This window comes from Sphingobium sp. BYY-5, from assembly GCF_022758885.1.
Classification (GTDB): domain Bacteria; phylum Pseudomonadota; class Alphaproteobacteria; order Sphingomonadales; family Sphingomonadaceae; genus Sphingobium.
In genome coordinates, this window is record NZ_JALEBH010000001.1 from 1832263 (window position 1) to 1856373 (window position 24111).

Here is a 24111-nt window from a genome sequence, read left to right on the forward strand (position 1 = left end):
CGGAGCGAAGGCTCTGTGCTTCGCTCCGCTCAGCATGGGGCTTCGACTTCGCTCAGCCCGAACGGGGAAAAGCTATAATGTCAGTCCGCAACCCCACCGACTGGAAGTCGGATGTGATGCGCAGGCGGATCGCGCGGCGCTATGGCGCGGAGCGCCGCTTCCGCCTGCTGGGCCTGGGCGCGGTCGCGTTGAGCGCGGCCTTCCTCGCCTTCCTGCTCTTCACCATGATGGGCAATGGCCTGCGCGGCTTCACCCGGACCGAGATCGCGCTGAAGGTCGACTTCCCAGCCTCGCCGCTGCTGCTCGACCCCGCCACCATCACCGATGAGGCACTGGCCAACGCCAACCTGCCGATGGTGACGGGAGAGGTTGCGAAAAAGGCGCTGGGCGCGGATGCCGACGCCTTGCTCTCTCCCACCGCCTGGGTCAGCATCCGCGATGCGATCAAGGCCGATCCGAAGATCCTGAGCCGAACCGAAACCATTCGCGTCCCCGCCTCCACCGCGATCGACCTTGCCGCCAAGAGCAAGGGTTCGCCGGAAGCGGAGGCCGCCGTCGCCCGTCTCAAACAGGCCGGCGTCCTCTCGACCGGCTTCAACTGGAACTTCCTGACCGCCAGCGACGGCACCGATCCGACCCAGGTCGGCATCTGGGGCGCGTTCAAGGGGTCGCTGCTGACCATGCTGGTGACGCTGCTGCTCAGCTTCCCGGTGGGCGTGGCGACCGCGCTCTACCTGGAGGAATATGCGCCAAAAGCGTGGTGGACCGACATCATCGAAGTGTCGATCAACAACCTGGCAGCCGTCCCGTCGATCATCTTCGGCCTGCTCGGCCTGTCGATCTTCCTCAATTTCCTGCATCTGCCGCGATCGGCCGCGCTGATCGGCGGCATGACGCTGGCACTGATGACGATGCCGGTCATCGTCATCGCCGGACGCAACGCCATCAAGTCGGTGCCGCCCAGTATCCGCGATGCCGCGCTCGGCATCGGGGCAAGCCCGGTGCAGGTGGTGTTCCAGCACGTCCTGCCACTCGCCCTGCCCGGCATCCTGACCGGCACGATCATCGGCATGGCCCGCGCGCTGGGTGAGACGGCGCCGCTGCTGATGATCGGTATGCGCGCCTTCATCGCGACCCCGCCGGGCGGCATCACGGACCCTGCGACCGTGCTGCCGGTGCAGATTTTCCTCTGGTCGGACGAAGTCTCCAAGGGCTTCGTCGAGAAGACCTCGGCGGCGATCATCGTGCTGCTTGTCTTCCTGCTCGCGATGAACGGCCTCGCCATCTACCTGCGCAACAAGTTTGAAAAACGGTGGTAAACAGCCCCATGACAGAAGAACAGCAAGACCTGACCATCGCGGATCCAAAGATGACCGCGCGCGACATCAAGGTCTTCTACGGCCCCAAGCAAGCGATCAAGGGCGTGTCGATCGATGTCGGCATGGACCATGTCACCGCCTTCATCGGCCCGTCGGGCTGCGGCAAGTCCACCTTCCTGCGGACGTTGAACCGCATGAATGACACCGTCGCGTCGGCGCGTGTCGAGGGCACGATCACGCTGGACGGAGAGGATATCTACGCGCCGTCCATGGACGTGGTGCAGCTACGCGCACGGGTGGGCATGGTGTTCCAGAAACCCAATCCCTTCCCCAAGTCGATCTACGAGAATATCGCCTATGGGCCGCGCATCCACGGCTTGGCTGCGGGCAAGGCGGACATGGACGTAATCGTCGAAAAGTCGTTGCGCCGCGCGGGCCTGTGGGACGAGGTGAAGGATCGCCTGCACGACAGCGGCACCGCACTTTCGGGCGGGCAGCAGCAGCGCCTGTGCATCGGCCGCGCCATCGCGGTGGAACCCGAAGTCATCCTGATGGACGAGCCATGCTCGGCGCTCGATCCCATCGCCACCGCCAAGATCGAGGAACTGATCCACGAACTGCGCGGCCGCTACGCGATCGTCATCGTCACCCACAATATGCAGCAGGCCGCCCGCGTATCGCAGCGGACCGCCTTCTTCCACCTGGGCGAACTGGTCGAATATGGCGTGACGTCGGACATCTTCACCAATCCGCGGCAGGAGCGGACCAAGGACTATATCACCGGACGTTATGGCTGATTTTGGGGCTGAATCCGGTGCGGAGAGAAGAACATGGCTGAACATACGATCAAGGCATTCGACGAAGAGATCGACCGGCTGCGCGGCCTGATCGCCGAGATGGGCGGTCGCGCCGAAGCGGCGATCGAGAATGCGATGCTGGCCCTCCAGCGGCAGGACAAGAAGCTCGCCGCCGAAGTGGTCGAGGGTGACAAGCGCATCGACGCGATCGAGGCGGAGGTCGAAAAGCTGGTGATCCAGGTCATCGCCCTGCGCGCGCCCATGGCCAACGACCTGCGCGACGTGATCGCCGCCTTGAAGATCGTCGGCGTGGTCGAACGCATCGGCGACTATGCCAAGAATATCGCCAAGCGCGTGCCGTTGATCGCCACCAACACCCGGACGCTGGAGCCGATCTCGCTGCTCCCGTCGATGGGACAGGTCGCGGGCGAGATGGTGCATGACGCGCTCAACGCCTTCGCCGCGCGCGACGCCGACCTGGCGCTGGCGGTGGTCGAGCGCGACACGGTGGTTGACGATTTCTACAACAGCGTTTTCCGCACGCTCGTCACCTTCATGGTCGAAAATCCCAAGACGATCAGCGAGTGCGCGCATCTGCTGTTCGTCGCCAAGAATATCGAACGCATCGGCGACCATGCGACCAATGTCGCGGAGATGGTCTATTATGCCGCCACCGGCCAGATGCTGCCGGATCGCGAGCGCGGCGCCGATATCCAGGTGGAGGACTGAGCCATGGCGAAGGCGAAGATGCTGCTGGTCGAGGATGATGCGGCGCTCGCCGAACTCCTCATATGGCATTTCAAGCGCGAGGATTTCGACGTCGCCCACACGGTCGACGGCGAGGAAGCGCTGCTGATGGCGCAGGAAAATGTGCCCGACATCGTGTTGCTCGACTGGATGGTCGAAAGCCTGTCGGGGATCGAGGTCTGCCGCCGCCTGCGCCGCATGAACGGCACGGCCAACATCCCGATCATCATGCTCACCGCGCGCGGTGAGGAAGAGGATCGGGTGCGCGGCCTGGAAACCGGCGCCGACGATTATGTGACCAAGCCCTTCTCCCCGCGCGAACTGGTCGCCCGCGTCGGCGCGGTGCTGCGCCGCGTGCGCCCGGCGCTGGCCGGCGAGACGCTCAGCTTCGCGGACGTCGAGATGGACACGGTCGGCCACAAGGTCCGCCGCAGCGGCCAGGTGATCCCGCTCGGCCCCACCGAGTTCCGTTTGCTCAAGCATTTCCTGGAGCATCCCGGCTGGGTCTTCTCGCGCGAGCGGCTGCTCGACAGCGTCTGGGGCCAGGACAGCGACATCGAACTGCGCACCGTCGACGTGCATATCCGGCGGCTTCGCAAGGCGATCAACGCGGACGGCCTGTATCAGGACATCATCCGCACCGTGCGCTCGGCCGGTTATGCGCTGGACACCGAGGGCGTGGGGTAACGCGCCTCCACCTATGGAATAAGCAAAGACCTCTCCAAGGCGACTTGGGGAGGTCTTTTAGCGATCAGGGCGCTTGCAAACCCACTTCCTGAATGTGGATGCGGGAAGCGAGCTATAAAGACTCCTCCCTCTGCCGGGGAGGATAAAAAAGCCGCCCGACCGCCTTTCCTACCCAGTATTGTCGCTCCGGTCTTCGTCGGATTCGTTCGCATAGCCTAGCAATAGCCGCCTTCACCCATTAGGCATCCAACAATGAAGCCATCAGAGATCGACATGGGCGCGGGGCGCTCATCTTCCCGCACCCTGGGCCTGGCCGCCTGCATCGCCCTGGTCATGGGCAACATGATCGGGTCGGGCGTATTCCTGCTACCCGCGTCGCTGGCGCCCTTTGGCTGGGATGCGGTGGCGGGATGGATGTTCACCATCGCCGGTTCGCTGGTGCTGGCCTTCGTCATCGCGCGGCTGACGGTCGCACTGCCGGACGCCAATGCATCGCAGATGATTGCGCGCGCCTATGGGCCGCTGGCCGGGTTCGCGATCGGCTGGATCTACTGGATCTCGATCATCATCACCAATGTCACCATCGCGGTGGCGGCGACGGCGAACCTCAGCAGCATCGTCCCCACGCTGGCCAAGCCCGGCGTCGGCGCGCTCTGCTCGATCGCCTTTCTCTGGATAATGACCGGCGTCAATCTGATTGGCGCGCGCGCCGCCGGCCTCACCCAGATCGGTACGACGATCATCAAGCTGATCCCGATCGTCGTCATACTCGTCCTGCTGGCGCTGATCCTGGGCAGCGGCAAGGCGGAGGTTGTCCCCTTTCCCGCGCAAGGGCTGACCGGAGCGGGCATCACCGCGTCCGCAGCGCTGACATTATGGGCGCTGCTGGGCTTCGAGTCCGCCAGCGTGGCCGCCGACAAGGTGCGTGACCCCGCCCGTACCATTCCGCGCGCGACGTTGATCGGCACGGCGGTGACGGGCCTCATCTATCTGGTGGTCTGCTCCGGCATCGCGCTCACCCTGCCAGCGGCGGAAACGCAGACCGGATCGCCCTTCGGCGCTTTCGTCAGCCATTATTGGTCCCCCGGCCCGGCCAGCTTCATCGCGATCTTCGTGGTGATAAGCTGCCTCGGCGCGCTCAACGGCTGGACGTTGTTGCAGGGCGAGGTGCCGCTGGCCATGGCGCGTGCGGGCGAATTGCCGCGCTGGCTGGCCAAAACGGACGCCAAGGGGACGCCGATGCGCGGCCTGATCCTCTCGACCGTGCTGGCGAGCCTGATGCTGGTCGCCAACAGCCTGCAGGGGCTGGTGGCATTGTTCACGGCAATGGCGCTGCTGGCGACGTCGGCGACCCTGTGGCTTTATGTCGGCTGCGCACTGGCGAGTCTGCGCTTCCGCCTGGTGGTGCCGGCGGCCATCATCGGCCTGGGCTATGCGCTATGGACGCTTTGGGGCGCGGGTGTGGCGGCAAGCGGGTCCAGCATCCTGCTGATGCTGGCGGGCCTGCCCTTCTACTGGTGGGCGCGGCGGGGGCGATCGTGACTGTTCCCCCGGTCCTTCAACTGCCTGCTTGCAATCGAAGGGCCGGGACACATAAAGCTTAATCGCCCCACAATTCCTTGAGCTTGGAGAAGAAGCCCGTGGATTGCGGGCATTCCTCGCCCGTCTCGGTCTCACGAAAGGCTTCGAGCAGTTCCTTCTGCTTGACGGTTAGGCGAGTCGGTGTCTCGACGTCGATCTGCACCACCAGGTCGCCCTGCCCCCGGCCGTTCAGCACCGGCATACCGACACCGCGCTGGCGGATCTGCTTACCCGACTGGATACCGGTGGGAATCTTGATTTCATGCCGCACGCCATCAAGGCCCGGCACTTCGATCACCCCCCCCAGCGCCGCCGTGGTGAAGCTGACCGGCGCCCGGCAGAAGAGCGTCGTGCCGTCCCGTTCGAAGATCGGGTGCCGCTTCACATGCAGGAAGATATAGAGGTCGCCCGCCGGCGCGCCGCGCGCACCAGCCTCTCCCTCACCCGACAGGCGGATGCGGGTGCCTTCATCGACACCGGCCGGAATATTGACCGACAACGTCTTGGGCTTGTCCATACGCCCTTCGCCCCGGCAGGAACGGCAAGGGCTTTCGATCACCTGGCCCGCGCCATGGCAGGACGGACAGGTCCGCTCGACCACGAAGAAGCCTTGCTGCGCCCGCACCTGTCCATGACCGTGGCAGGTGCCGCAGGTCTTGACCCCGGTGCCGGACTGCGCGCCCGATCCGTCGCAGCTTTCGCACGCGGTCGAAACCTCGATCTGGATTTCGGTCTGCTTGCCATGGAACGCTTCGTCGAGCGAGATTTCGAGGTCGTAGCGCAGGTCCGCGCCACGCCGGTTGGCCTGACGCCCACCGCCGGCACCGCCGCCGAAACCGGCCTGACCGAAAATCGTCTCGAAAATATCGCCAAGGTCGGAAAAGCCGCCCGCGCCGCCGTGGAAACCACCGCCGCCGCCCTGTTGCTGCTGCTTGAAGGCAGCATGGCCGAACCGGTCATAGGCCGCGCGCTTCTGCGGGTCCTTCAGACATTCATAGGCTTCGGACACGGCCTTGAACCTGGCCTCACTGTCGGTGCATCCCCCGGTCTTGTCCGGGTGATATTTCATCGCCATTTTGCGATAGGCGCTCTTGATGGCCGCGCCATCCGCCGTCCGCTCGATTTCGAGCAGTTCATAATAATCGATTTCGGTCGTCATATCGCCCCCGGCCCCCATCTACCGTCACCCCGGCGGAGGCCGGGGTCCAGGATCACGGAAGTTGCCGCGTGAAGCTCTGGATTCCGGCTTCTGCCGGAATGACGGTAAGAGGTCATGGCTTTAAGCCTTGTTGTCGTCCACTTCCGAAAATTCGGCATCGACGACATCGTCATCAGCCTTCGGCGCGGCCGCGTCGGGAGAGGCGGCTTCCGCCTGTTCCTTTTCATAGATGGCCTGACCCAGCTTCATCGCAACCGTGGCGAGTTCCTGCGCCTTGGTCTTCATGGCTTCGGCGTCGCCGCTCTCGATCGCGCTCTTGGTCGCGGCGATCGCGGTTTCGATCTCGCCCTTCAGCGAAGCATCGACCTTATCGCCATGCTCGATCAGTTGCGCCTCGGTGGTGTGAACCAGGCTTTCAGCGTTATTCTTCGCCTCGGCCGCCTCACGGCGCTTCTTGTCCTCGTCGGCGAAACGCTCGGCATCCTTGACCATCTGGTCGATATCAGCGTCGCTCAGCCCGCCGGAGGCCTGGATACGGATCTGCTGTTCCTTGCCGGTGCCCTTGTCCTTGGCCGACACGTTGACTAGGCCGTTGGCGTCGATGTCGAAGGTCACTTCGATCTGCGGCACGCCGCGCGGCGCGGGCGGGATGCCGACCAGGTCGAACTGGCCGAGGATCTTGTTGTCCGCCGCCATTTCACGCTCGCCCTGGAACACGCGAATCGTCACCGCCTGCTGATTGTCGTCGGCGGTCGAATAGACCTGCGACTTCTTGGCGGGGATGGTGGTGTTGCGGTCGATCATGCGGGTGAACACGCCACCCAGCGTCTCGATGCCCAGCGACAGCGGAGTCACGTCCAGCAGCAGCACGTCCTTGACGTCGCCCTGCAGCACGCCCGCCTGAATGGCCGCGCCCATGGCGACGACTTCATCCGGATTGACGCCAGTGTGCGGTTCCTTGCCGAAGAAGTCCTTCACGGCTTCGCGCACCTTGGGCATACGGGTCATGCCGCCGACCAGCACGACTTCGCTGATCTCGCTCGCCGAAACGCCCGCGTCCGCCAGGGCCTTCTTGCACGGCTCCATTGTCCGTTTGATAAGGTCGGCGACCAGACGCTCCAGATCGGCGCGGGTGATGGTCTTCACCAGATGCTTGGGACCATTCTGATCGGCCGTGATGAAGGGCAGGTTGACTTCGGTCGTCTGTGCCGAGGACAGCTCGATCTTCGCCTTCTCGGCGGCTTCCTTCAGGCGTTGGAGGGCCAGCTTGTCCTTGGTCAGGTCGATGCTCTCGGCCTTCTTGAAGTCGGCGGCCAGATATTCCACCAGCTTGGCGTCGAAATCCTCGCCGCCAAGGAAGGTGTCGCCGTTGGTCGACTTCACTTCGAACACGCCGTCGCCGATCTCCAGGATCGAGATGTCGAACGTACCGCCGCCAAGGTCATAGACCGCGATCGTCTTGCCGTCCTGTTTGTCGAGGCCATAGGCCAGCGCGGCCGCGGTCGGCTCGTTGATGATGCGCAGCACTTCGAGGCCAGCGATCTGGCCGGCGTCCTTGGTCGCCTGACGCTGAGCGTCGTTGAAGTAGGCGGGGACAGTGATGACCGCCTGCGTGACCGTTTCGCCCAGATAGCTCTCGGCGGTTTCCTTCATCTTCTGCAGGGTGAAGGCGGAAATCTGCGACGGGCTGTAATCCTCGCCACCGGCCTTGACCCAGGCGTCGCCATTCGGACCCTTGGCAATGTCATAGGGGACGAGTTCCATGTCCTTCTTGGTCATGGGATCGTCGAAGCGGCGGCCGATCAGGCGCTTCACCGCGAAAATCGTGTTGTCCGGGTTGGTGACAGCCTGGCGCTTGGCCGGCTGGCCGATCAGTCGCTCGCCATCCTTAGCGAAGGCGACGATGGAGGGCGTGGTCCGCGCCCCTTCCGCATTCTCGATGACCTTGGGCTTGCCGCCGTCCATCACAGCGACACAACTGTTGGTGGTCCCCAGGTCAATACCAATAACTTTTGCCATCTTGTCCTCTTGTAACCCCAAATTCATTCAGCGGTTGACGGCCCCATACCTCACGTAAGCGCCAAGGCAAGGCCGGTTTGCACGAGGGATATAAGCTCGCTTTCGCTTGGCACAAGAAGCGGGCGCGATTAGCTATGCAAGCGACCGGAAACGAGACAGTCATGGAGTGCAGGATGCGCGCGCCCTTTAGCCTATTCGCCCTTGCCGCGCCGCTGGCGCTTCCCCTGGCGCTGAGCGCTTGCGGCGACCCTGCGCCAGCCTATGTCGACCAGGCCTGGATTCGCCTGTCGCCCAACAAGGATATGCCCGCCGCCGGCTATTTCGTGGCGCATGGCGGCGACTCAGGCGCACAATTGCGCGGCGTCATCACCGACTACGCACTGAAGGTCGAGATGCATGAAAGCATGACCAAGGACGGCATGACGACGATGGAGCGGATCGACAGCGTCGACATCCCCGCCAAGGGTAAGGTCGCCTTCGCGCCCGGCGGCAAGCATCTGATGCTCTGGGGCGTCAATGATACGGCGATCAGCCGAGGCAAGATGCAACTGACCTTCCTGATGGCCAATGGCGACCGGTTGCTGGTGGACGCGGTTATCCAGAAGCCCGGCGTCGCGGCGGGCAACACGGGCGAGCATCAGCAACATTGAGCAGCCGTCCACTTACATCCGACGAAATCGCGCTCGCCCGGAGCATGTTCGGCAATGCTGTCGATTACGCAAGGGTTCGGGTCCACAATCGGAAATGGTGGCCGCTCCAGCCGCGACATGTAACGATGGCGCCCGATGGCGATCTCTGGTTCCATCCCGACGGCGGCCTGTTCTGCGCCGACTTCTGCACAAGCCCGCTGCATATCCAGGGGCATTTCATCCATGAGATGACGCATGTCTGGCAGGCGCAGCGGTCGGGGAAATATTGGCTGCCGCTGATGCGGCACCCATTTTGCCGCTATGGCTACGACATCGTGCCCAGCAAGCCGTTCGACCGCTACGGTATAGAGCAGCAGGCCGAAATCGTGCGGCACGCCTTTCTGTTACGGCGAGGCGTACGGGTCGATGGAAAGCCGGGGCTGGAAACCTACGAGACGCTGCTGCCCTTCGCTTGAGGCCATTACCAATATTTGGTAATCTGTGGCCATGAGCAGCAAGACCACCTCCATCGCCCTGGGCGATCATTTCCGCGAATTTGCCGAACGCAAGGTCAGCGAAGGACGGTACGGCTCGACCAGCGAGGTCGTGCGGGCAGGTTTGCGGCTGTTGGAACATGAGGAACAGAAATTGGAAGCGTTGCGTGCAGCGTTGATCGAAGGGGAAGAAAGCGGCATCCTTCATGACTTCGACATGCGCGAGTGGATTGATCGCCGGTTTCCCACCGCGTGACGGCAACGATCCGCTTCAACGCAGCCGCTGAACGCGATTTGGCAGAAATCGCTACCTACACCCAACAGCGATGGGGACCGGAACAGGCCAAGTCCTATTTGATCGGCATCGCCGACACCATTGACAGGATCGCTATCCATCCAGGCATTGGCAGCCCGATCAACGATGTTCGAGGGGGCTACCGTAAGTTGCGCTTCGAAAGTCACCATATTTATTATCGCTCAGACAAGACTGCCGTCGAAATTGTCCGCATCCTGCACCAGCGCGCAGATCATATCCCTCAACTGCAATGAAAAAAGGCGGACCAATCGGCCCGCCCTTTCTGTTTTCAGAGATCAGATGCGGATCAATATACCCGCGCCTTCGGCTTGATATACTCGGCCTCGTCGGTCATCGTATAGTCGTGCACAGGACGGTAATCGAGCGTCACCTTGCCGTCCGAACCACCCCAGCCTTCGAACCAGCTAATGGTGTGCTTCATCCAATTTTCGTCGTCGCGATTGGGGAAATCCTCATGCGCGTGGGCGCCGCGCGATTCCTTGCGGGCCTCGGCGCCTTCCATCGTGCAGATGGCCTGGCTCATGAGGTTGTCCAGTTCCAGCGTCTCGATAAGGTCTGTGTTCCAGATCAGCGAGCGGTCGGACACCTTGACGTCCTGCAACCGCTTGTTGACCGCCTGCATCTGCGTGACACCCTCGGACAGCAGTGCGCTGTCGCGGAACACGGCGGCGTGCTTCTGCATAGTGCGCTGCATGTCGAGGCGGATGTCCGCTGTCGGCGTACCGCCCTTGGCATTGCGATAATGGTCGAGGCGGCTGAGCGCCAGATCGGCGGAATCCGCAGGCAGCGGCTTATGCGGCGCGTTGGGTTTCAGATTGTCCTTGAGGAACAGGCCGGTGGCGCGGCCGAAGACGACAAGGTCGATCAGCGAGTTGGAGCCAAGGCGATTCGCGCCATGGACCGACACGCAGGCCGCTTCGCCCACCGCAAACAGGCCGGGCACCACGACTTCCGGATCGTCGCCAACCTTGGTCACGACCTGGCCATGATAGTTACAGGGGATGCCGCCCATATTATAATGGACCGTCGGCGTGACGGGCAGCGGCTGACGGGTCAGGTCGACGCCCGCGAAGATCTTGCCGCTCTCGGTGATGCCCGGCAGGCGCTCGGCCAGCACCTTGGGATCGATATGGTCGAGGTGCAGGAAGATATGATCCTTATGCTCGCCCACGCCGCGCCCTTCGCGCATTTCCATCGCCATCGATCGCGACACGACGTCGCGCGACGCCAGGTCCTTCGCCGACGGGGCATAGCGCTCCATGAAGCGCTCGCCTTCGGAGTTGGTGAGGTAGCCACCCTCGCCGCGCGCGCCTTCGGTGATGAGCACGCCCGCGCCGTAGATGCCGGTCGGGTGGAACTGCACGAACTCCAGATCCTGAAGCGGCAGCCCCGCGCGCAGCACCATGCCGCCGCCGTCGCCGGTGCAGCTATGCGCCGAGGTGGCGGAGAAATAGGCGCGGCCATAGCCGCCCGTCGCCAGCACGACCGCATGGCTGCGAAAGCGGTGGATGCTGCCATCTTCCATGCAGATGGCGATGACGCCCCGGCATTCCTTGCCGTTCGGGCCATCTTCCATGATGAGGTCGATGGCGAAATATTCGATGTAGAAGTCCGCGTCATATTTCAGCGACTGCTGATAAAGCGCGTGGAGCATGGCGTGGCCGGTACGGTCGGCCGCCGCGCAGGTACGTTGCACCGGCGGGCCGGCGCCCATATTCTGCATATGGCCACCGAAGGGGCGCTGATAGATCGTCCCATTCTCGTTGCGGCTGAACGGCACGCCGGCATGTTCCAGCTCGATCACGGCGGCAGGCGCCTCACGCACCATATATTCGATCGCGTCCTGGTCGCCCAGCCAGTCCGACCCCTTGACGGTGTCGTACATATGCCAGGTCCAGTGGTCGGGCGAGTTATTGCCCAGCGAAGCGGCGATGCCGCCCTGCGCCGCGACGGTATGCGACCGGGTCGGGAACAGCTTGGTGATGCAGGCGGTCTTGAGGCCCGCTTCGGCGCTGCCCATGGTCGCGCGCAAGCCCGATCCACCCGCGCCCACCACGACGGTGTCGTAGCTGTGATCGATGATCTTATAGGCTTCGCTCATTACTTGACGATCCCCGTGAAGGCGATCTTGGCGATCGCAAAGACGCCCGCGGCCGCGCCGCCCAAGGCATAGAAGTTCAGCAGCAGCATCGACAGGAAGGCGAGGCCCTTGTCATGGACATAATCCTCCAGCATCACCTGCATCCCCAGGCGCAGGTGCATGAAGATGCTGACCACCATCAGCATCAGCGGCACGGCGACCAGCGGGTTGCCGATCCAGTGGACCACGCTTTCATAATCGAGGCCCGGCAGCGCGATCAGGCTGAACAACAGCCACAGCACTAGAAGCAGATTGCCGACGGCGGTGTAACGCTGCGTCAGCCAGTGGTGCGCGCCATGCCTGGCCGAGCCAAGACCACGAACGCGGCCGATTCCGGTTCCCGTACCCATCAGAATTTCCCCGTGCAGATCGCGCCCCAGAAGGCGATGGTGGCAAGCGTGGACAGGACGAAGGTCAGCAACGACCAGATCTTGTTGCTCTTCAGCTCATAGCCCGCGCCCATGTCGAGCACGAAGTGGCGCAGCCCTGAGAAGAGATGCTGGAAGAAGAACCAGGAAAGGCCCGCCATCACCAGATAGCCGATCGGCGAGGTCGCGCACTTGACGAAGGTCGCATAGGCTTCCGGGCCGGCCGCGGCGGCAATCAGCCACCAGACGAGGCCAAGAGCGCCGGCGGTGGCGAGGCCATTGCCGGTCACGCGGTGTATGATGGAGACGGCCATGGCCGGCCCCCATTTCCAGATCGTCAAATGCGGCGAGAGTGGCCGGCTGGTGGATCGCGCCATGTCTACCCTAGTCCTTGATGCTTGTCCCTGAGTCCCGTCCCCTTAGGAGCGAACAGGCGGCAGGGCAAGCCGCGCGGGGAAACTGCCTTAGCGGGTTCGAATAAGGATCAATTAACCAAAGGCCGCTATTCCTTCCCACCAAAGGTTCGCGCATTTTCGAGGGACATCCGACCAACATGTATTCCGCCGAGTCATTCCGGATCGTGAACGCCAACAATCTGGCCAATCTCGACCTGGCCGACAGCATCGCGCCCGAAGCGCTGGAAATCCACGCGATGATCCAGGATTCGCTTCCACTCGTCGCGCGCACCTTCTTTGACAGCTATGCCGCCGACGCGCATCTGCGCCAGCATCTGACCGAAGGCACGCTGCGCAAGATCGAAGCGGAAACCGCCCGCTATATCGAGCAGAAACTGGCCAATTTCTCGGCGGGCCAATGGATTTCCATGGCGACCAATTGCGTGCGCCACGCCAGCAAACATGGCTTCCCGGTCCAGGCCGTGTTGACGGCGGTGTCCCGATCCAACGAGAAGATCGCCGAACTGGTCTGCGACCGTTGCTGGGACGACCGGCCGCGCTGCCAGCGGCTGTTGCGGGCGATCAACCGGCTTTCCTCCATGGACATCGGCATTATGAGCAATGTCCTGGCGCAGGACATCGCCGAATCCCAGAAGGTCGAGCGGCAACGCTATGGCTCCCTGTTCGAACAGCGCATCGTAGGTGAGATCGACGGTGCGTCTAAACTGGGCGAATCGCTGCGCGAACAGGCCAAGGATGCCTCCGCCGCCACGCGGGGCATGTTGGGCAAGGCGTCCGAAGTCGCCGCCGCCGCCGAACAGTCCGCCCTGGCGATGCGGGAGGCGGCCCGCACCTCCGCCGGCCTTATTCGCGCCATCGAGGATGCCCGCACCGAAGTGGAGGGCGCCGCCGATGTTGCCCAGCGCGCCGCGCGCCAGTCTGGCGATGCGGTCTCCATGTCCGCTACCCTGTCCGAACATGCCAAGTCGATCGAATCGATCCTGGGCCTGATCCGCGACATTGCCGGGCAAACCAACCTGCTCGCGCTCAACGCCACGATCGAGGCCGCACGGGCGGGGGATGCGGGTCGCGGCTTTGCCGTCGTCGCGCAGGAAGTGAAGAGCCTGGCCAACCAGACCGCCCGCGCGACGGATGAGATCGCCGGCAAGATCGCCGACATTCAGATGTCCACGCGCCAGTCGGTCGAGACCAACGAGCGCATCCGCAACACGGTGGGCGAAGTGCAGGCGAGCGCCGAACGCATCCGTCATGCGATGGACGCGCAGGCCCAGACCGTCACCATGATTACCGCCGCCGTCGACGAGACTGCCCTCGCCGCCGACTCCATGTCGACCACCATTTCCGCCATCCGCCAGGATACCGAAGTGGTTGCGTCGGAGATCGACCAGCTCGAACGCGGCTTCATGAGCGTCGAGGAAAAGCTCGCCAGCCTGCGCCACGCCTCCTCCGACTTCGGCCGCCAGGTCGCCTGACGCTTCCCCTCTTTCCTCCCCTCGTCTAAAGGCAGCGGGATGAACGATGTCGCCACGTCAGCGCAAAGCTGGAAAGTCACCCTGCCCTGCACCCGTGCTGAAGCGGAAGCGCTGGAGGGGGACATTGCCGCCTTTTCCCTGATGGACCGGCCGCCGGTGCTGATGACCAGCGAAGCGAAACCGGACGACGAAGATAGCTGGCAGCTCGACGCCTATTTTGAGGGCAAGCCCAGCCCTGCCGCGATCAAGCTGCTCAAGACATTGGTGCCCAGCGCCACCGGCGTGAAACCGGTCGTGCTGCAATTGCCCGACGAGGATTGGGTGACGCTGAGCCAGCAGGGGCTGGAAGCCGTGACCGCCGGGCGTTTCCACGTCCGCAACCTTGCCAGCGACCCCAAGCGGCGCGGCCATGTCAATCTGTTGATCGCGGCAAGCCGCGCCTTCGGCACCGGCCAGCACGAAACCACCGCCGGATGCCTGATGATGCTCGACCGGATGCGCCGGGTCGGTATGCGTGCGCGCAATGTCGCCGATATCGGCACCGGCACCGGGCTGCTGGCTTTCGCCGCGCTCACCCTTTGGCCGCGCGCCCATGCGATCGCGTCGGACATCGATCCGGTCGCGGTGGAGATCAGCGCCGACAATGCCCGCACCAACGGCGTGGCGTTGGGCGATGGGCCGGGACAATTGGCGCTGGTGACGGCGGCGGGCGTCGATCACCCTGCCCTGATCGGCCGGGCGCCCTATGACCTGCTGATCGCCAACATCCTGGCCGGGCCACTGATCGAACTGGCGCCCGCCCTGTGCGCTGTGGTCGAGGATGGCGGGACGATCATCCTCGCTGGCCTGCTCAAGGAACAGGCGGGCGCGGTGCTGGCCGCCTATCGCGCGCAGGGTATGCGCCTGGCCGAGCGCAGCGACCGGGGCGACTGGCCGACCCTGCGCCTGCGCAAGCGCCCCAGCATCGGCTGGAAACGCCCCCGCCGCCTCAGCGCCGCTGCGCGCGGCGAAGCGCCGGGGTTCGGCAGCCTCTGATCCCATAAACCGGACAGCGAAGCAGACAGCCATGAGCATCACCCGCAGCGTCATCATTCAGGACATATCCGAGCAACCCTTTGAACATATGGTTGTTTTTGACCGGTCCGATAGCAGCCCACGTCCGGGCATTCTGCTCTTTCCCAACGTGTTGGGCACCAAGCAAGCAGATTTTATCCGGGCAGAAATGGTGGCGGCGCAGGGCTATGTCGTGCTCGTTGTCGACATGTTCGGTCAGAGCAAACGCACTATCCGCGCCGATCCGGATCCGGCACGCTATATGAACGAACTCAACGCCGACCGCGCCCTGCTGCGCGATCGGGCGAATGCGGCGCATGGCCTGCTCAAGGGTCTCGATTCGGTCGATCCAGCGCGCACCGCCGCGATCGGCTTCTGCTTCGGCGGCCGCTGCGTCCTCGACCTTGCCCGCAGCGGCGCGGATATCGCCGGTGGCGTCAGCTTCCACGGCGTCTACCAGGCGCCACCCTTCCCCAATGCCGCAATCACGGCGAAGCTGCTGCTCTGCCATGGCTGGGACGATCCCATTGCTCCGCCCGACGCCACCGTCGCGCTGGCGCGGGAACTGACGGAAGCAGGCTGCGACTGGCAGATCCACGCCTATGGCGGGACTGGCCACGCCTTCACTGACGAATCGGTCAACATGCCGGAAAAGGGTCTCGCCTACAGCGCCGCCGCCGACCGGCGCAGCTTCAAGGCGATGGCGGATTTCCTGAACGAACTGTTCGGCTGAACAAGAATTATTGATGAGAACTGTTCCCCGGCGCAAGCCGGGGAACGAGGTGGCATGGGTTTGAAGCCATGCCGTTCACCTTCAAATCTCGTCGATCATCTCCGCCAGCACAGCCAGGCAATCCTTGGCGAGCTGGATCGAACGCGCGGGCGACCAGCCATAATCGGCGTCGGGCAGGTCGTCATTATCCTTGAACGGCATTTCCAGCGTCATCGCCACCGCGCCGAAGCGTTCGGCGACCTGATTGGTGGACATGGACAGGTTGGCCCTGCCCGCCGCCGCGACCGGATAGCCCAGCCGCGTCTGGAAATCAGGCGTGCGCGCGGCCAGCGTGTCGCGATAGCGATGATAGAGCGTCGTCTGCCGCTCGGTGATCGAAGGAATGCCCTCGAAGCCCGCGATGAAGACGGCGGGAATCGCCTCGTCGCCATGCACGTCGATCGCGAAGTCGACGCCCGTCTCGTCCATCGCGTTGCGGACCAGCAGCACCTCGCGGCTCTTCTCCGCCGTCGGCTCATGCCATTCGCGGTTGAGGTTCACGCCCACCGCATTGGTGCGCAGATGACCGCGACGGCTGCCGTCCGGGTTCATGTTTGGGACGAGATGGATCGTCGCCTTCTGCCGCAGCAGACGGGCAACGGCGTCTTCCTCGTCGCACAGCCGCTCCAGCGCGCCTTCCATCCACCATTCAGCCATCGATTCGCCCGGATGCTGGCGCGCGTAGAGCCACACCTGCTTCGGCCCCTCACCCACGGTCAGCAGGTCGAGCGGCTGGCCGTCCAGCGTGAGACCCAGTTCGCGATGCGCCACGCCCGGCTGGCTCGCGGCCCAGGCGATCAGGTCATGATGCCGCTCCATCGAATAGGGCGCGAAATAGGCGACCCAGACCGCATTGCTGTCCGGCGACAAGCGGATGGTCAGCGTGCCGTCCGCATAGTCGGTGTCGGCCAGCAACCAGTTTTCGCGATCCTCGCTCACCCGCGCGCTATAGCCCGGCCAGCCGTCGGGATAGGCGGAACCTGCGCCGTTCACGATCGCCAGTTCCACCTCGCGGCCCGCCGCATTGGCGACCCGGAAGTGGAACCATTGATAGAAGTCGCTCTGGTGATCTGTCACGATCTCCAGCTCGGCGCGGACGCCGGCGGGAGTATCGCTGATGGAGAGGACATGAATGTTGCCGCTGTCGAAGCCGCTCGAAATGCTGATGGTCATTTGACCGTTATAGTGCGCCCCGATTCACCCGGATAGCCCCCGATCAGCGCGGTCGCGAGTTTCTGCGCGGCGGTCGCGGGCTGCGCGGCGGGAGATCCCTGCCTGGCCTGCGTCGATGCGCGCCCTTCCCAGATGGCGGTCGAATCGGACCGGCGACGCAGTTGCACATGCAATTCGGTGGTCACGATATCCTTGGGCTTGCCAGACAGGTTGATGCCGACGCCCAGGCCAAGGCCGCCGAAACTGCCGCCACGGCGACCGCCGCCACTACCTACCGCACCGCCCACATCGACGCTGACCGGCTTGTCGCTGCGATCGACGCCGGTCGGGCGGAAACTGCGGTTGAAGCTGACCAGCGCGACATATTCGCTCTGCGCGCCGTCCGCCGGGGTGAATCCCGCCTGTTGAAATGCCTGCGACACTGCCGAGGCATAGGTGCGGAACTCCAGGCTGACGTCCGGATTGCCGGGCATTTCCTCGACCGCGACCGTGCCCGATGTGGCGGGATTGTCGATATGGAATCGCGTCACCTCCACCCGCGGCGCGGCTGTCGCGCAGGCAGCGAGAGGCAGGGCGACACAGGCGATGAGAATCAGGCGCTTCGACATGAGTTCACTCCAACGGGCATTTATCGATACACGACGCGGAGGACATAATCCCCTCCAATGCGTGAAGCCATCAACTTGCTGCATGGGGGATGAACAAGGGCAAAAACCGGCGCTCCACCCTTGACTTTGAACCGCCGCGCCCATAGGGGCTGCGCTTCGATTTTCCGATCAAACCAGATTCATCAAAGGCCGACTGCCATGAAGATCCGCAACTCGCTCAAGTCGCTCAAGGACCGCCACCGGGACAACCGCGTGATCCGTCGTCGCGGCCGCACCTACGTCATCAACAAGACCAATCGCCGCTTCAAGGCCCGCCAGGGCTAAGCGACGGCCGCAGCCTCCTACGGGAGGCGGCGCCTTTGGATCTTGTAGTCCGATCAGCGCCCGGTCATCGACCGGGCGCTTTTCTGCGTGTGCGGGATAAGACGATTCGGCCGAATCGCCTTTCCGAGACAATGGAATAAATCCGTTCGTTTCGAGCGAAGTCGAGAAGCGGCTAGCGCTGCGCTTCCGTTTCTCGACACGCTCGAAACGAACGGAGGTTGGCGACTTAACCCTCGTCCCGGCCCTTCAGTTCATCGCCGCGCACCGCCGCGACATGGAGCACGTTGGTCGACCCCGGCGTTCCGAAGGGGACACCGGCCAGCACGACGATCTTGCCGCCCTTCTCGGCCATGCCATGGCGCAGCGCCATGCGCCGGGCCTTGCCGATCATCTCCTCGAACGTACCGATATCCTTGGTGCGTATCGCATGGACGCCCCAGGTAAGCCCCAGCTTGCGCGCGGTGTCAGCGCGCGGCGTCATCGCCAGGATCGGCGCGGATGGCCGCTCGCGCGCCACGCGGCGCACGGTGCTGCCCGATGAGGTGAAGCAGGTGATCGCGCTGGCGCCCACCACCGACACGATGCCGCCCGCCGCTTCGGCCAGCGCGTCGGCAGTGGTCGGGTCGGGTCGCGTTTCGGTGTAATGGAGCCGTCCGAAATAGCCCGGATCGCGCTCCACGCTATGGGCGATGCTGTCCATCATCGTCACCGCCTCGACCGGCCAGTCGCCCGCCGCGGTCTCGGCCGACAACATGATCGCGTCAGCGCCGTCATAGACGGCCGTCGCCACGTCCGACACTTCGGCGCGGGTCGGGGATGGTGATTTGATCATCGATTCGAGCATCTGCGTTGCGACCACCACCGGGCGGCCAAGACGGCGCGCCGTGGCGACGATCTGCTTCTGCAGCGGCGGCACCGCCTGGGGCGGCAATTCGACGCCCAGGTCACCGCGCGCGACCATCACGCCGTCGGCCAGTTCGACAATCTCCTCCAGCCGCTGGACGGCGGCCGGCTTCTCGATCTTGGCCATCAGCGCACCATAGCCGCCCATCAGCTTGCGCGCTTCGGCCAGATCCTCCGGCCGCTGCACGAAGCTCAAGGCGATCCAGTCGCACCCCTGCTCGATCGCGAAGCTCAGGTCGCGCCGGTCCTTGTCGGTCAGCGCGGGCACCGGCACCACCACGTCGGGCACGTTCACACCCTTGCGGTTGGACAGGGTGCCGCCAACCTCGACGATCGTCTCGATTCGGTCGGCGCCGATCGCCTTCACCCGCAGCACCATCTTGCCGTCATCCAGCAGCAGCCGGGTTTCAGGCACCAGCGCGGCATAGATTTCGGGATGGGGCAGGTTGACGCGGCGCGCGTCGCCGGGGGTTTCGTCCCGGTCGAGAATGAAGGCCGCGCCAGTCTCCAATATGGCCAGCCCCTTCTCGAACGTGCCGACGCGCAGCTTGGGGCCTTGCAGGTCGCCCAGGATAGTGGTCGGCCGGTCGAATTCCTTTTCCAGCGCGCGGATAGCGGCGATACGCGCGGCATGATCCTCATGTGCACCATGGCTCATGTTGATGCGGAAGGCGTCGGCCCCAGCGACGAACAAGGCCCGGATCATCTCCGGTGTATCGCTCGCGGGGCCAAGGGTCGCTAGGATGCGAACCTTGCGCGAACGGGGCGGTAGTCGTGTCATGTCTTCTCCTGGCCGTCATGATCGCTCCTGATCTTGTCAGAGCGTCGTTATGGGTTATCCGTGCTGCACGACAGGATGATGTAGATCAGCGAAAGGGATCGCCGATGGCAGATAGCATACTCACGGATGCGGTTGCTGCAACCGCCTTCCGCCGTCTGGTTGCGCATTTACAGCACAGAAGCGACGTCCAGAATATCGACCTGATGGGCAGCGCAGGCTTTTGCCGCAACTGCCTGGCCGACTGGATCGCGGAAGCGGACGGCAATCTGACCCGCGATCAGGCGCGGGAGATCATCCACGGGATGCCCTTTTCCGACTGGAAAGCCCGCCATCAGGGCGAAGCGACACCGGAACAGGTCGCAAAGATGCAGGAGAGTGTGGCGAAGAACGCGGACAATCATTAGAGGCGTCCGCCAGCCTGATTCAATTGGCCGATTCACATATTCACACTTGCACGGAGATTCCCATGAGCGAACCCAATGTCGCCGCCGATCAGCTACGTCTTCTCATCGAGCGCATCGAGCGCCTGGAAGAGGAAAAGAAGGGCATCGGCGACGATATCAAGGACGTCTATCTGGAAGCCAAGGCGACCGGCTATGACGCGAAGATCATGAGGCAGATCATCCGCCTGCGGAAGATGCAGCCGCATGACCGCCAGGAAATGGAAGCCATCCTCCAGACCTACCTGTCCGCCCTGGGCATGGAATAAGGCCCGTCCATGCGCGCTGCCCTTGTCGAAGGGCGGCGCGCGGGGTAGCCAGTCACCATCTTTGCGGAGAGGAGCCGTCCCATGTCCGAGATCATCGTCAGCACCACCAGTCGTCTGGAAGGCAAGCCCGCGAAGGACTATCTCGGCATCGTCACCGGTGAGGTGATCGTGGGCGCCAACCTGTTCCGCGACCTGTTCGCCAGCGTCCGCGACATCGTCGGCGGGCGGTCGGGCGCCTATGAGGATGTGCTCCAACGCGCCCGCGAACAGGCGATCGCCGAAATGCGGACCCGCGCGACGGCCCTGGGCGCCAACGCCGTGGTCGGCGTCGACCTCGATTATGAAGTGATCGGCGCCAACGGATCGATGTTGATGGTGTCGGCTTCCGGCACCGCCATACTCTTTTGACGATCCGCGTTCGCCCTGCCGAGGGTCATGACGCCGCATCCTGCGCGGCGATCTACGCCCCCTACGTGACGGACGGCTGGACCAGCTTCGAAACCGATCCACCCGACGCCGCCGAAATGGCCCGGCGCATCGCCGATTATAGCGCCTCGCATGGCTGGCTGGTCGCACAGGCTCCGGACGGCCGGATCGCGGGCTATGCCTATGGCAGCCCCCATCGCAGCCGCGCCGCCTATGCGACCTCCGCCGACGTCGCCATCTATGTCGACGACGCTTTCGCGCGTCAGGGCGTGGGCCGCGCGCTCTATGCCGCCCTGTTCCCGATGCTGAAGGATCGCGGCTTTCACGCAGCCTTCGCCGGCATCGCACAGCCCAATGCCGCCAGCGTCGCCCTGCACGAGGCGATGGGCTTCACCCTCGTCGGCATCTATCGCGAGGTCGGATGGAAGCTGGACGGCTGGCGCGACGTCGGCTGGTGGCAGAGATTGCTCTGAAGGTTGCCCTTTGACCAGCCGCTGGTGTAAGGGCGCCCATCACATTCAACCGGCAGATAAGAATTCAGGACCATGGCAGGCCATTCCAAATTCAAGAATATCATGCATCGCAAGGGCGCGCAGGACAAGAAGCGCTCGTCGATGTTCTCCAAGCTCAGCCGCGAAATCACCGTCGCCGCCAAGATGGGTATGCCCGACCCGGACATGAATCCGCGCCTGCGCCTGGCGGTCAACGCGGCCAAGGCCCAGTCGATGCCCAAGGACAATATCCAGCGCGCGATCGACAAGGCGAACGCGGCCGGCGGCGAAAATTACGAAGAAGTGCGCTATGAGGGCTACGGCCCTGCCGGCATCGCCATCATCGTCGAGGCGCTGACCGACAACCGCAACCGCACCGCCACCAACATCCGCACCGCCTTCTCCAAGAATGGCGGCAATCTGGGCGCGTCGGGCGCGGTGAGCCACGGCTTCGACCGCCTCGGCCTCATCACCTATCCGGCCAGCGCGGGCGATGCCGACGCGGTATTTGAAGCCGCGCTGGAAGCCGGCGCGGACGATGTCGCCTCGAACGAGGACGAACATGAAATCTGGACCGCGATGGATTCGCTCCACGAGGTCGCCAAGGCGCTGGAAGCCAAGCTCGGCGCCGCCGACGCCGCCAAGCTCGCCTGGAAGCCGCAGACCACCGTCGAAGTCGACGAAAGCAACGCTGCGACCCTGATGAAGCTGGTCGATACGCTGGAAGACGATGATGACGTCCAGACTGTCTGGGGCAATTACGAAGTCTCTGACGAGGTGATGGAGAAGCTGGGTTGATCCATCCTCCCCTCCCGCTTGCGGGAGGGGCCGGGGGAGGGCCTGTTCCACCTCAGGCCCCACTGACACCCCCTCCCCTAACCCCTCCCGCAAGCGGGAGGGGAATTTGATCCTTCTCGGTCTCGACCCTGGCCTTGGCACCACCGGCTGGGGTCTTATCGCCGCAGACGGCAATCGGCTGACTCATATCGGCAATGGCCAGATCAAGACCGATAGCGCCATGGCGCTGGCGACGCGGCTGCTGGCGCTCGATCTGGCGCTGACCGATCTCATCCTCGAACATCGGCCCGATGGCGCCGCGGTCGAGGAGGTGTTCGTCAATGTGAACCCGCAATCGACGCTGAAGCTGGGCCAGGCGCGCGGCGTCGTGCTGCTCGCTGCGTCGCGATCGGGCATGGAGGTCGGCGAATATGCCGCCCGGCTCGTCAAGAAATCGGTGGTCGGGGTCGGCAACGCATCCAAGGAGCAGGTCCACGCCATGGTGTCGCGCCTGCTGCCTAGCGCGAAGATCGCCGGGCCAGATGCCGCCGACGCACTCGCCGTCGCCATCACCCACGCCCATCATCTGGCGAGCGCGCGGCGTATCCCGCGCAAATGAAAAGAGGCGGATAGCCCGCCCCTCTTTTCCTATTTCCAGTCGAACGGCAGAGGCGCCTCGCGAAAGGCGAAGCGGTCGAGATGGTCGGCGACCACCTGCTTGAACCGTTCCACATCGGCGTCGGCGTTCGGCTCCAGAACCACGACCAGCGCTTGCGGGTTGGCCTCCAGACGGATCGGCCCCATGGGGAAGCTGATCTCGCCCTGGTTCGGATCGAAATTCGTCTCGAACTTGTGGCTCCAATGCTTGCAAAGCTGCTGTATGTAGCGGCTGCCGTAGGTGGTCGGGACGGTCGCGGTCAGGGTCATGGATCAGAGCCTTTCGATCTTGCTCACAGCCTCGTCGATCAGGGCGGCGATATCGAACAGGGTCTGGTTATCCGCGCCTTCCTTTTCAAGGCGCTGCTGGACGGCGAAACGCAGATTGTGCATCGCGCGGCGCACCGGCCCGCCATCGGCCCGTTCGGCCTTACGCGCCAAATGGGCCAGCCGTTCCAGCACCATGTCGATCGCGGCCTGCCGCTCCTCTATCTGGGTCTTGCCGGCGTCGGTGATGGCGAAACGCTTGCGGCTGCCCTCACCAGGCTGTTCGGCGATCAGGTCCATCTCGGCCAGCAGGGTCAGCGTCGGATAGACGACGCCGGGGCTGGGCGCATAAACCTCGCCCGACAGCGCCTCGATCGCGCGGATCAGCTCATAGCCGTGGCGCGGCTCGGCAGCGATCAGCTTCAACAGGATCAGGCGGAGCGCCTCATTGTCGAACAGCCGCCGCCGACCGCCGCCGCGCCCGCCACCACGCGGGCCGTCCTCGCCGAAGGGATCGCCGCCGAACGGGCTGCGCCCGAAGCCGCCCCGGCCGAAACCGTCAGCGGAAGCAAAGCGGCCATGACCGTGATGGGGGCCGCGATGAGGATGGTCGCCATGGCGACCGTGGAAGGGATGGGAGAATCGCATCATTTGCTCTTTCATATATTTCATGATGCTTTGCAATATATCTTAAAAATTCCGATCGTCAAGAGTTAAGATATATCTTTTTATATCATTCGTGGAGCTGAGTGCGCTTGATGGCAGGATGATCCGTCCGATTGCGGCCAGTTGCGGACATGAAATCCTCTCCTGTAAGGGGAGGGGGGCCACCGAAGGCGGTGGAGGGGTATCACCCTATCGAGAGCGGGACACCCCTCCGTCAGGGCTACGCCCTGCCACCTCCCCTGCCAGGGGAGGAAGACTGGAAACGGCCAGGAGCAGGCTTTCTTCCTCCCCTCCCTTACAGGGAAGGGAATGTCTTGGTTGCCACCATCCCGGCCGATCCCACCGTCAGCGCGATGGGTC

Annotated in this window: 29 protein-coding genes; 19 read left to right on the top strand and 10 right to left on the bottom strand. The window is 63.8% G+C overall.

Annotation, left to right across the window (positions count from 1 at the left end; all coding sequences use genetic code 11):
- The first annotated feature begins 77 nt into the window (after positions 1 to 77).
- The 5 genes from pstA (at position 78) to MOK15_RS08755 (ending at position 5092) form a co-directional block, all read left to right on the top strand.
- Complete coding sequence (pstA, locus tag MOK15_RS08735) at positions 78 to 1319, top strand: phosphate ABC transporter permease PstA (RefSeq protein ID WP_242931252.1); 1242 nt, start codon at positions 78 to 80, stop codon at positions 1317 to 1319.
- Between the two features lie 8 nt (positions 1320 to 1327).
- Entirely contained in the window at positions 1328 to 2116 is a 789-nt protein-coding gene (pstB, locus tag MOK15_RS08740) for a phosphate ABC transporter ATP-binding protein PstB (RefSeq protein ID WP_278254132.1), read from the top strand.
- A gap of 33 nt (positions 2117 to 2149) precedes the next feature.
- Complete coding sequence (phoU, locus tag MOK15_RS08745) at positions 2150 to 2845, top strand: phosphate signaling complex protein PhoU (protein ID WP_242931253.1); 696 nt, start codon at positions 2150 to 2152, stop codon at positions 2843 to 2845.
- Positions 2846 to 2848: 3 nt separating this feature from the next.
- Positions 2849 to 3550 (top strand): phosphate regulon transcriptional regulator PhoB, encoded by a 702-nt coding sequence (phoB, locus tag MOK15_RS08750; protein WP_242931254.1) that lies wholly within the window; start codon positions 2849 to 2851, stop codon positions 3548 to 3550.
- 252 nt (positions 3551 to 3802) lie between these two features.
- Positions 3803 to 5092 carry an amino acid permease gene (locus tag MOK15_RS08755; RefSeq protein ID WP_242931255.1) on the top strand — a complete coding sequence of 430 codons (1290 nt, stop codon included), beginning with the start codon at positions 3803 to 3805 and terminating at the stop codon, positions 5090 to 5092.
- Positions 5093 to 5150: 58 nt separating this feature from the next.
- Here the strand turns inward: MOK15_RS08755 and dnaJ are convergent, their stop codons facing one another.
- Together dnaJ and dnaK are read right to left on the bottom strand one after the other, a co-directional pair.
- Positions 5151 to 6290 (bottom strand): molecular chaperone DnaJ, encoded by a 1140-nt coding sequence (gene dnaJ, locus MOK15_RS08760; RefSeq protein ID WP_242931256.1) that lies wholly within the window; start codon positions 6288 to 6290, stop codon positions 5151 to 5153.
- 120 nt (positions 6291 to 6410) lie between these two features.
- Positions 6411 to 8309, bottom strand: a complete 1899-nt coding sequence (gene dnaK / locus MOK15_RS08765; protein ID WP_242931257.1) for a molecular chaperone DnaK — start codon at positions 8307 to 8309, stop codon at positions 6411 to 6413.
- A 173-nt stretch (positions 8310 to 8482) separates the two neighbouring features.
- Here dnaK and MOK15_RS08770 point away from each other — a divergent pair, with 173 nt between their 5' ends.
- From MOK15_RS08770 to MOK15_RS08785, 4 genes are read left to right on the top strand one after another with little or no spacing between them, the layout of a single operon-like run.
- Positions 8483 to 8959: a copper chaperone PCu(A)C gene (locus MOK15_RS08770; RefSeq protein ID WP_242931258.1), complete on the top strand. Its 477-nt coding sequence runs from the start codon at positions 8483 to 8485 to the stop codon at positions 8957 to 8959.
- Positions 8956 to 9414, top strand: coding sequence for a vgr related protein (locus MOK15_RS08775; RefSeq protein WP_242931259.1), 459 nt, complete (start codon positions 8956 to 8958; stop codon positions 9412 to 9414). The genes MOK15_RS08770 and MOK15_RS08775 overlap by 4 nt, the downstream gene beginning before the upstream one ends.
- A gap of 31 nt (positions 9415 to 9445) precedes the next feature.
- Complete coding sequence (locus tag MOK15_RS08780) at positions 9446 to 9688, top strand: type II toxin-antitoxin system ParD family antitoxin (protein ID WP_242931260.1); 243 nt, start codon at positions 9446 to 9448, stop codon at positions 9686 to 9688.
- The gene (locus tag MOK15_RS08785; protein WP_242931261.1) at positions 9685 to 9981 is read left to right on the top strand and encodes a type II toxin-antitoxin system RelE/ParE family toxin; all 297 of its coding nucleotides are present in this window, start codon (positions 9685 to 9687) and stop codon (positions 9979 to 9981) included. The genes MOK15_RS08780 and MOK15_RS08785 overlap by 4 nt, the downstream gene beginning before the upstream one ends.
- A gap of 53 nt (positions 9982 to 10034) precedes the next feature.
- Here MOK15_RS08785 and sdhA read toward each other — a convergent pair whose 3' ends face one another.
- The 3 genes from sdhA to sdhC are packed head-to-tail and all read right to left on the bottom strand — an operon-like array spanning position 10035 to position 12633.
- Positions 10035 to 11849 carry a succinate dehydrogenase flavoprotein subunit gene (gene sdhA, locus MOK15_RS08790; protein ID WP_242931262.1) on the bottom strand — a complete coding sequence of 605 codons (1815 nt, stop codon included), beginning with the start codon at positions 11847 to 11849 and terminating at the stop codon, positions 10035 to 10037.
- The gene (gene sdhD, locus MOK15_RS08795; protein WP_242931263.1) at positions 11849 to 12238 is read right to left on the bottom strand and encodes a succinate dehydrogenase, hydrophobic membrane anchor protein; all 390 of its coding nucleotides are present in this window, start codon (positions 12236 to 12238) and stop codon (positions 11849 to 11851) included. Before sdhD ends, sdhA begins: the two co-directional genes overlap by 1 nt.
- Entirely contained in the window at positions 12238 to 12633 is a 396-nt protein-coding gene (gene sdhC, locus MOK15_RS08800) for a succinate dehydrogenase, cytochrome b556 subunit (RefSeq protein WP_242931264.1), read from the bottom strand. The genes sdhD and sdhC overlap by 1 nt, the downstream gene beginning before the upstream one ends.
- A 275-nt stretch (positions 12634 to 12908) precedes the next feature.
- On the opposite strand from sdhC, the gene MOK15_RS08805 reads away from it, so the two are divergent.
- The 3 genes from MOK15_RS08805 to MOK15_RS08815 are packed head-to-tail and all read left to right on the top strand — an operon-like array spanning position 12909 to position 15930.
- Positions 12909 to 14144, top strand: coding sequence for a methyl-accepting chemotaxis protein (locus tag MOK15_RS08805; RefSeq protein ID WP_242932695.1), 1236 nt, complete (start codon positions 12909 to 12911; stop codon positions 14142 to 14144).
- A gap of 39 nt (positions 14145 to 14183) precedes the next feature.
- Positions 14184 to 15179 (top strand): 50S ribosomal protein L11 methyltransferase, encoded by a 996-nt coding sequence (locus tag MOK15_RS08810; protein WP_242931265.1) that lies wholly within the window; start codon positions 14184 to 14186, stop codon positions 15177 to 15179.
- A gap of 31 nt (positions 15180 to 15210) precedes the next feature.
- On the top strand, positions 15211 to 15930 hold the full coding sequence (locus tag MOK15_RS08815; protein WP_242931266.1) for a dienelactone hydrolase family protein: 720 nt from the start codon (positions 15211 to 15213) through the stop codon (positions 15928 to 15930).
- 81 nt (positions 15931 to 16011) lie between these two features.
- Here the strand turns inward: MOK15_RS08815 and MOK15_RS08820 are convergent, their stop codons facing one another.
- Together MOK15_RS08820 and MOK15_RS08825 are read right to left on the bottom strand one after the other, a co-directional pair.
- The gene (locus MOK15_RS08820) at positions 16012 to 17142 is read right to left on the bottom strand and encodes a M14-type cytosolic carboxypeptidase (RefSeq protein WP_242931267.1); all 1131 of its coding nucleotides are present in this window, start codon (positions 17140 to 17142) and stop codon (positions 16012 to 16014) included.
- Positions 17139 to 17750, bottom strand: coding sequence for a hypothetical protein (locus MOK15_RS08825; protein ID WP_242931268.1), 612 nt, complete (start codon positions 17748 to 17750; stop codon positions 17139 to 17141). The genes MOK15_RS08820 and MOK15_RS08825 overlap by 4 nt, the downstream gene beginning before the upstream one ends.
- Positions 17751 to 17948: 198 nt before the next feature.
- On the opposite strand from MOK15_RS08825, the gene ykgO reads away from it, so the two are divergent.
- Positions 17949 to 18074 carry a type B 50S ribosomal protein L36 gene (ykgO, locus tag MOK15_RS08830; RefSeq protein ID WP_003046794.1) on the top strand — a complete coding sequence of 42 codons (126 nt, stop codon included), beginning with the start codon at positions 17949 to 17951 and terminating at the stop codon, positions 18072 to 18074.
- Between the two features lie 226 nt (positions 18075 to 18300).
- On the opposite strand, the gene pyk is transcribed toward ykgO, so the two are convergent.
- Positions 18301 to 19758, bottom strand: coding sequence for a pyruvate kinase (gene pyk / locus MOK15_RS08835; RefSeq protein WP_242931269.1), 1458 nt, complete (start codon positions 19756 to 19758; stop codon positions 18301 to 18303).
- 104 nt (positions 19759 to 19862) lie between these two features.
- On the opposite strand from pyk, the gene MOK15_RS08840 reads away from it, so the two are divergent.
- The 6 genes from MOK15_RS08840 to ruvC all read left to right on the top strand — a co-directional run bounded on the left by MOK15_RS08840 (position 19863) and on the right by ruvC (position 22780).
- A complete protein-coding gene (locus tag MOK15_RS08840) occupies positions 19863 to 20162 on the top strand; it encodes a DUF1244 domain-containing protein (RefSeq protein WP_242931270.1) in 300 nt (99 codons plus the stop codon).
- A 62-nt stretch (positions 20163 to 20224) separates the two neighbouring features.
- Positions 20225 to 20467 carry a DUF2312 domain-containing protein gene (locus MOK15_RS08845; RefSeq protein WP_242931271.1) on the top strand — a complete coding sequence of 81 codons (243 nt, stop codon included), beginning with the start codon at positions 20225 to 20227 and terminating at the stop codon, positions 20465 to 20467.
- A gap of 81 nt (positions 20468 to 20548) precedes the next feature.
- Entirely contained in the window at positions 20549 to 20875 is a 327-nt protein-coding gene (locus MOK15_RS08850) for a heavy metal-binding domain-containing protein (protein ID WP_242931272.1), read from the top strand.
- The gene (locus tag MOK15_RS08855) at positions 20872 to 21366 is read left to right on the top strand and encodes an arsinothricin resistance N-acetyltransferase ArsN1 family B (protein ID WP_242931273.1); all 495 of its coding nucleotides are present in this window, start codon (positions 20872 to 20874) and stop codon (positions 21364 to 21366) included. Before MOK15_RS08850 ends, MOK15_RS08855 begins: the two co-directional genes overlap by 4 nt.
- 72 nt (positions 21367 to 21438) lie before the next feature.
- Positions 21439 to 22182, top strand: a complete 744-nt coding sequence (locus MOK15_RS08860; RefSeq protein WP_242931274.1) for a YebC/PmpR family DNA-binding transcriptional regulator — start codon at positions 21439 to 21441, stop codon at positions 22180 to 22182.
- Positions 22183 to 22288: 106 nt separating this feature from the next.
- Positions 22289 to 22780 carry a crossover junction endodeoxyribonuclease RuvC gene (gene ruvC, locus MOK15_RS08865; protein WP_242931275.1) on the top strand — a complete coding sequence of 164 codons (492 nt, stop codon included), beginning with the start codon at positions 22289 to 22291 and terminating at the stop codon, positions 22778 to 22780.
- A 29-nt stretch (positions 22781 to 22809) separates the two neighbouring features.
- Here ruvC and MOK15_RS08870 read toward each other — a convergent pair whose 3' ends face one another.
- Positions 22810 to 23088 carry a DUF2218 domain-containing protein gene (locus MOK15_RS08870; protein ID WP_242931276.1) on the bottom strand — a complete coding sequence of 93 codons (279 nt, stop codon included), beginning with the start codon at positions 23086 to 23088 and terminating at the stop codon, positions 22810 to 22812.
- Positions 23089 to 23091: 3 nt separating this feature from the next.
- Positions 23092 to 23736 carry a PadR family transcriptional regulator gene (locus tag MOK15_RS08875; RefSeq protein ID WP_242931277.1) on the bottom strand — a complete coding sequence of 215 codons (645 nt, stop codon included), beginning with the start codon at positions 23734 to 23736 and terminating at the stop codon, positions 23092 to 23094.
- Positions 23737 to 24111: the final 375 nt, after the last annotated feature.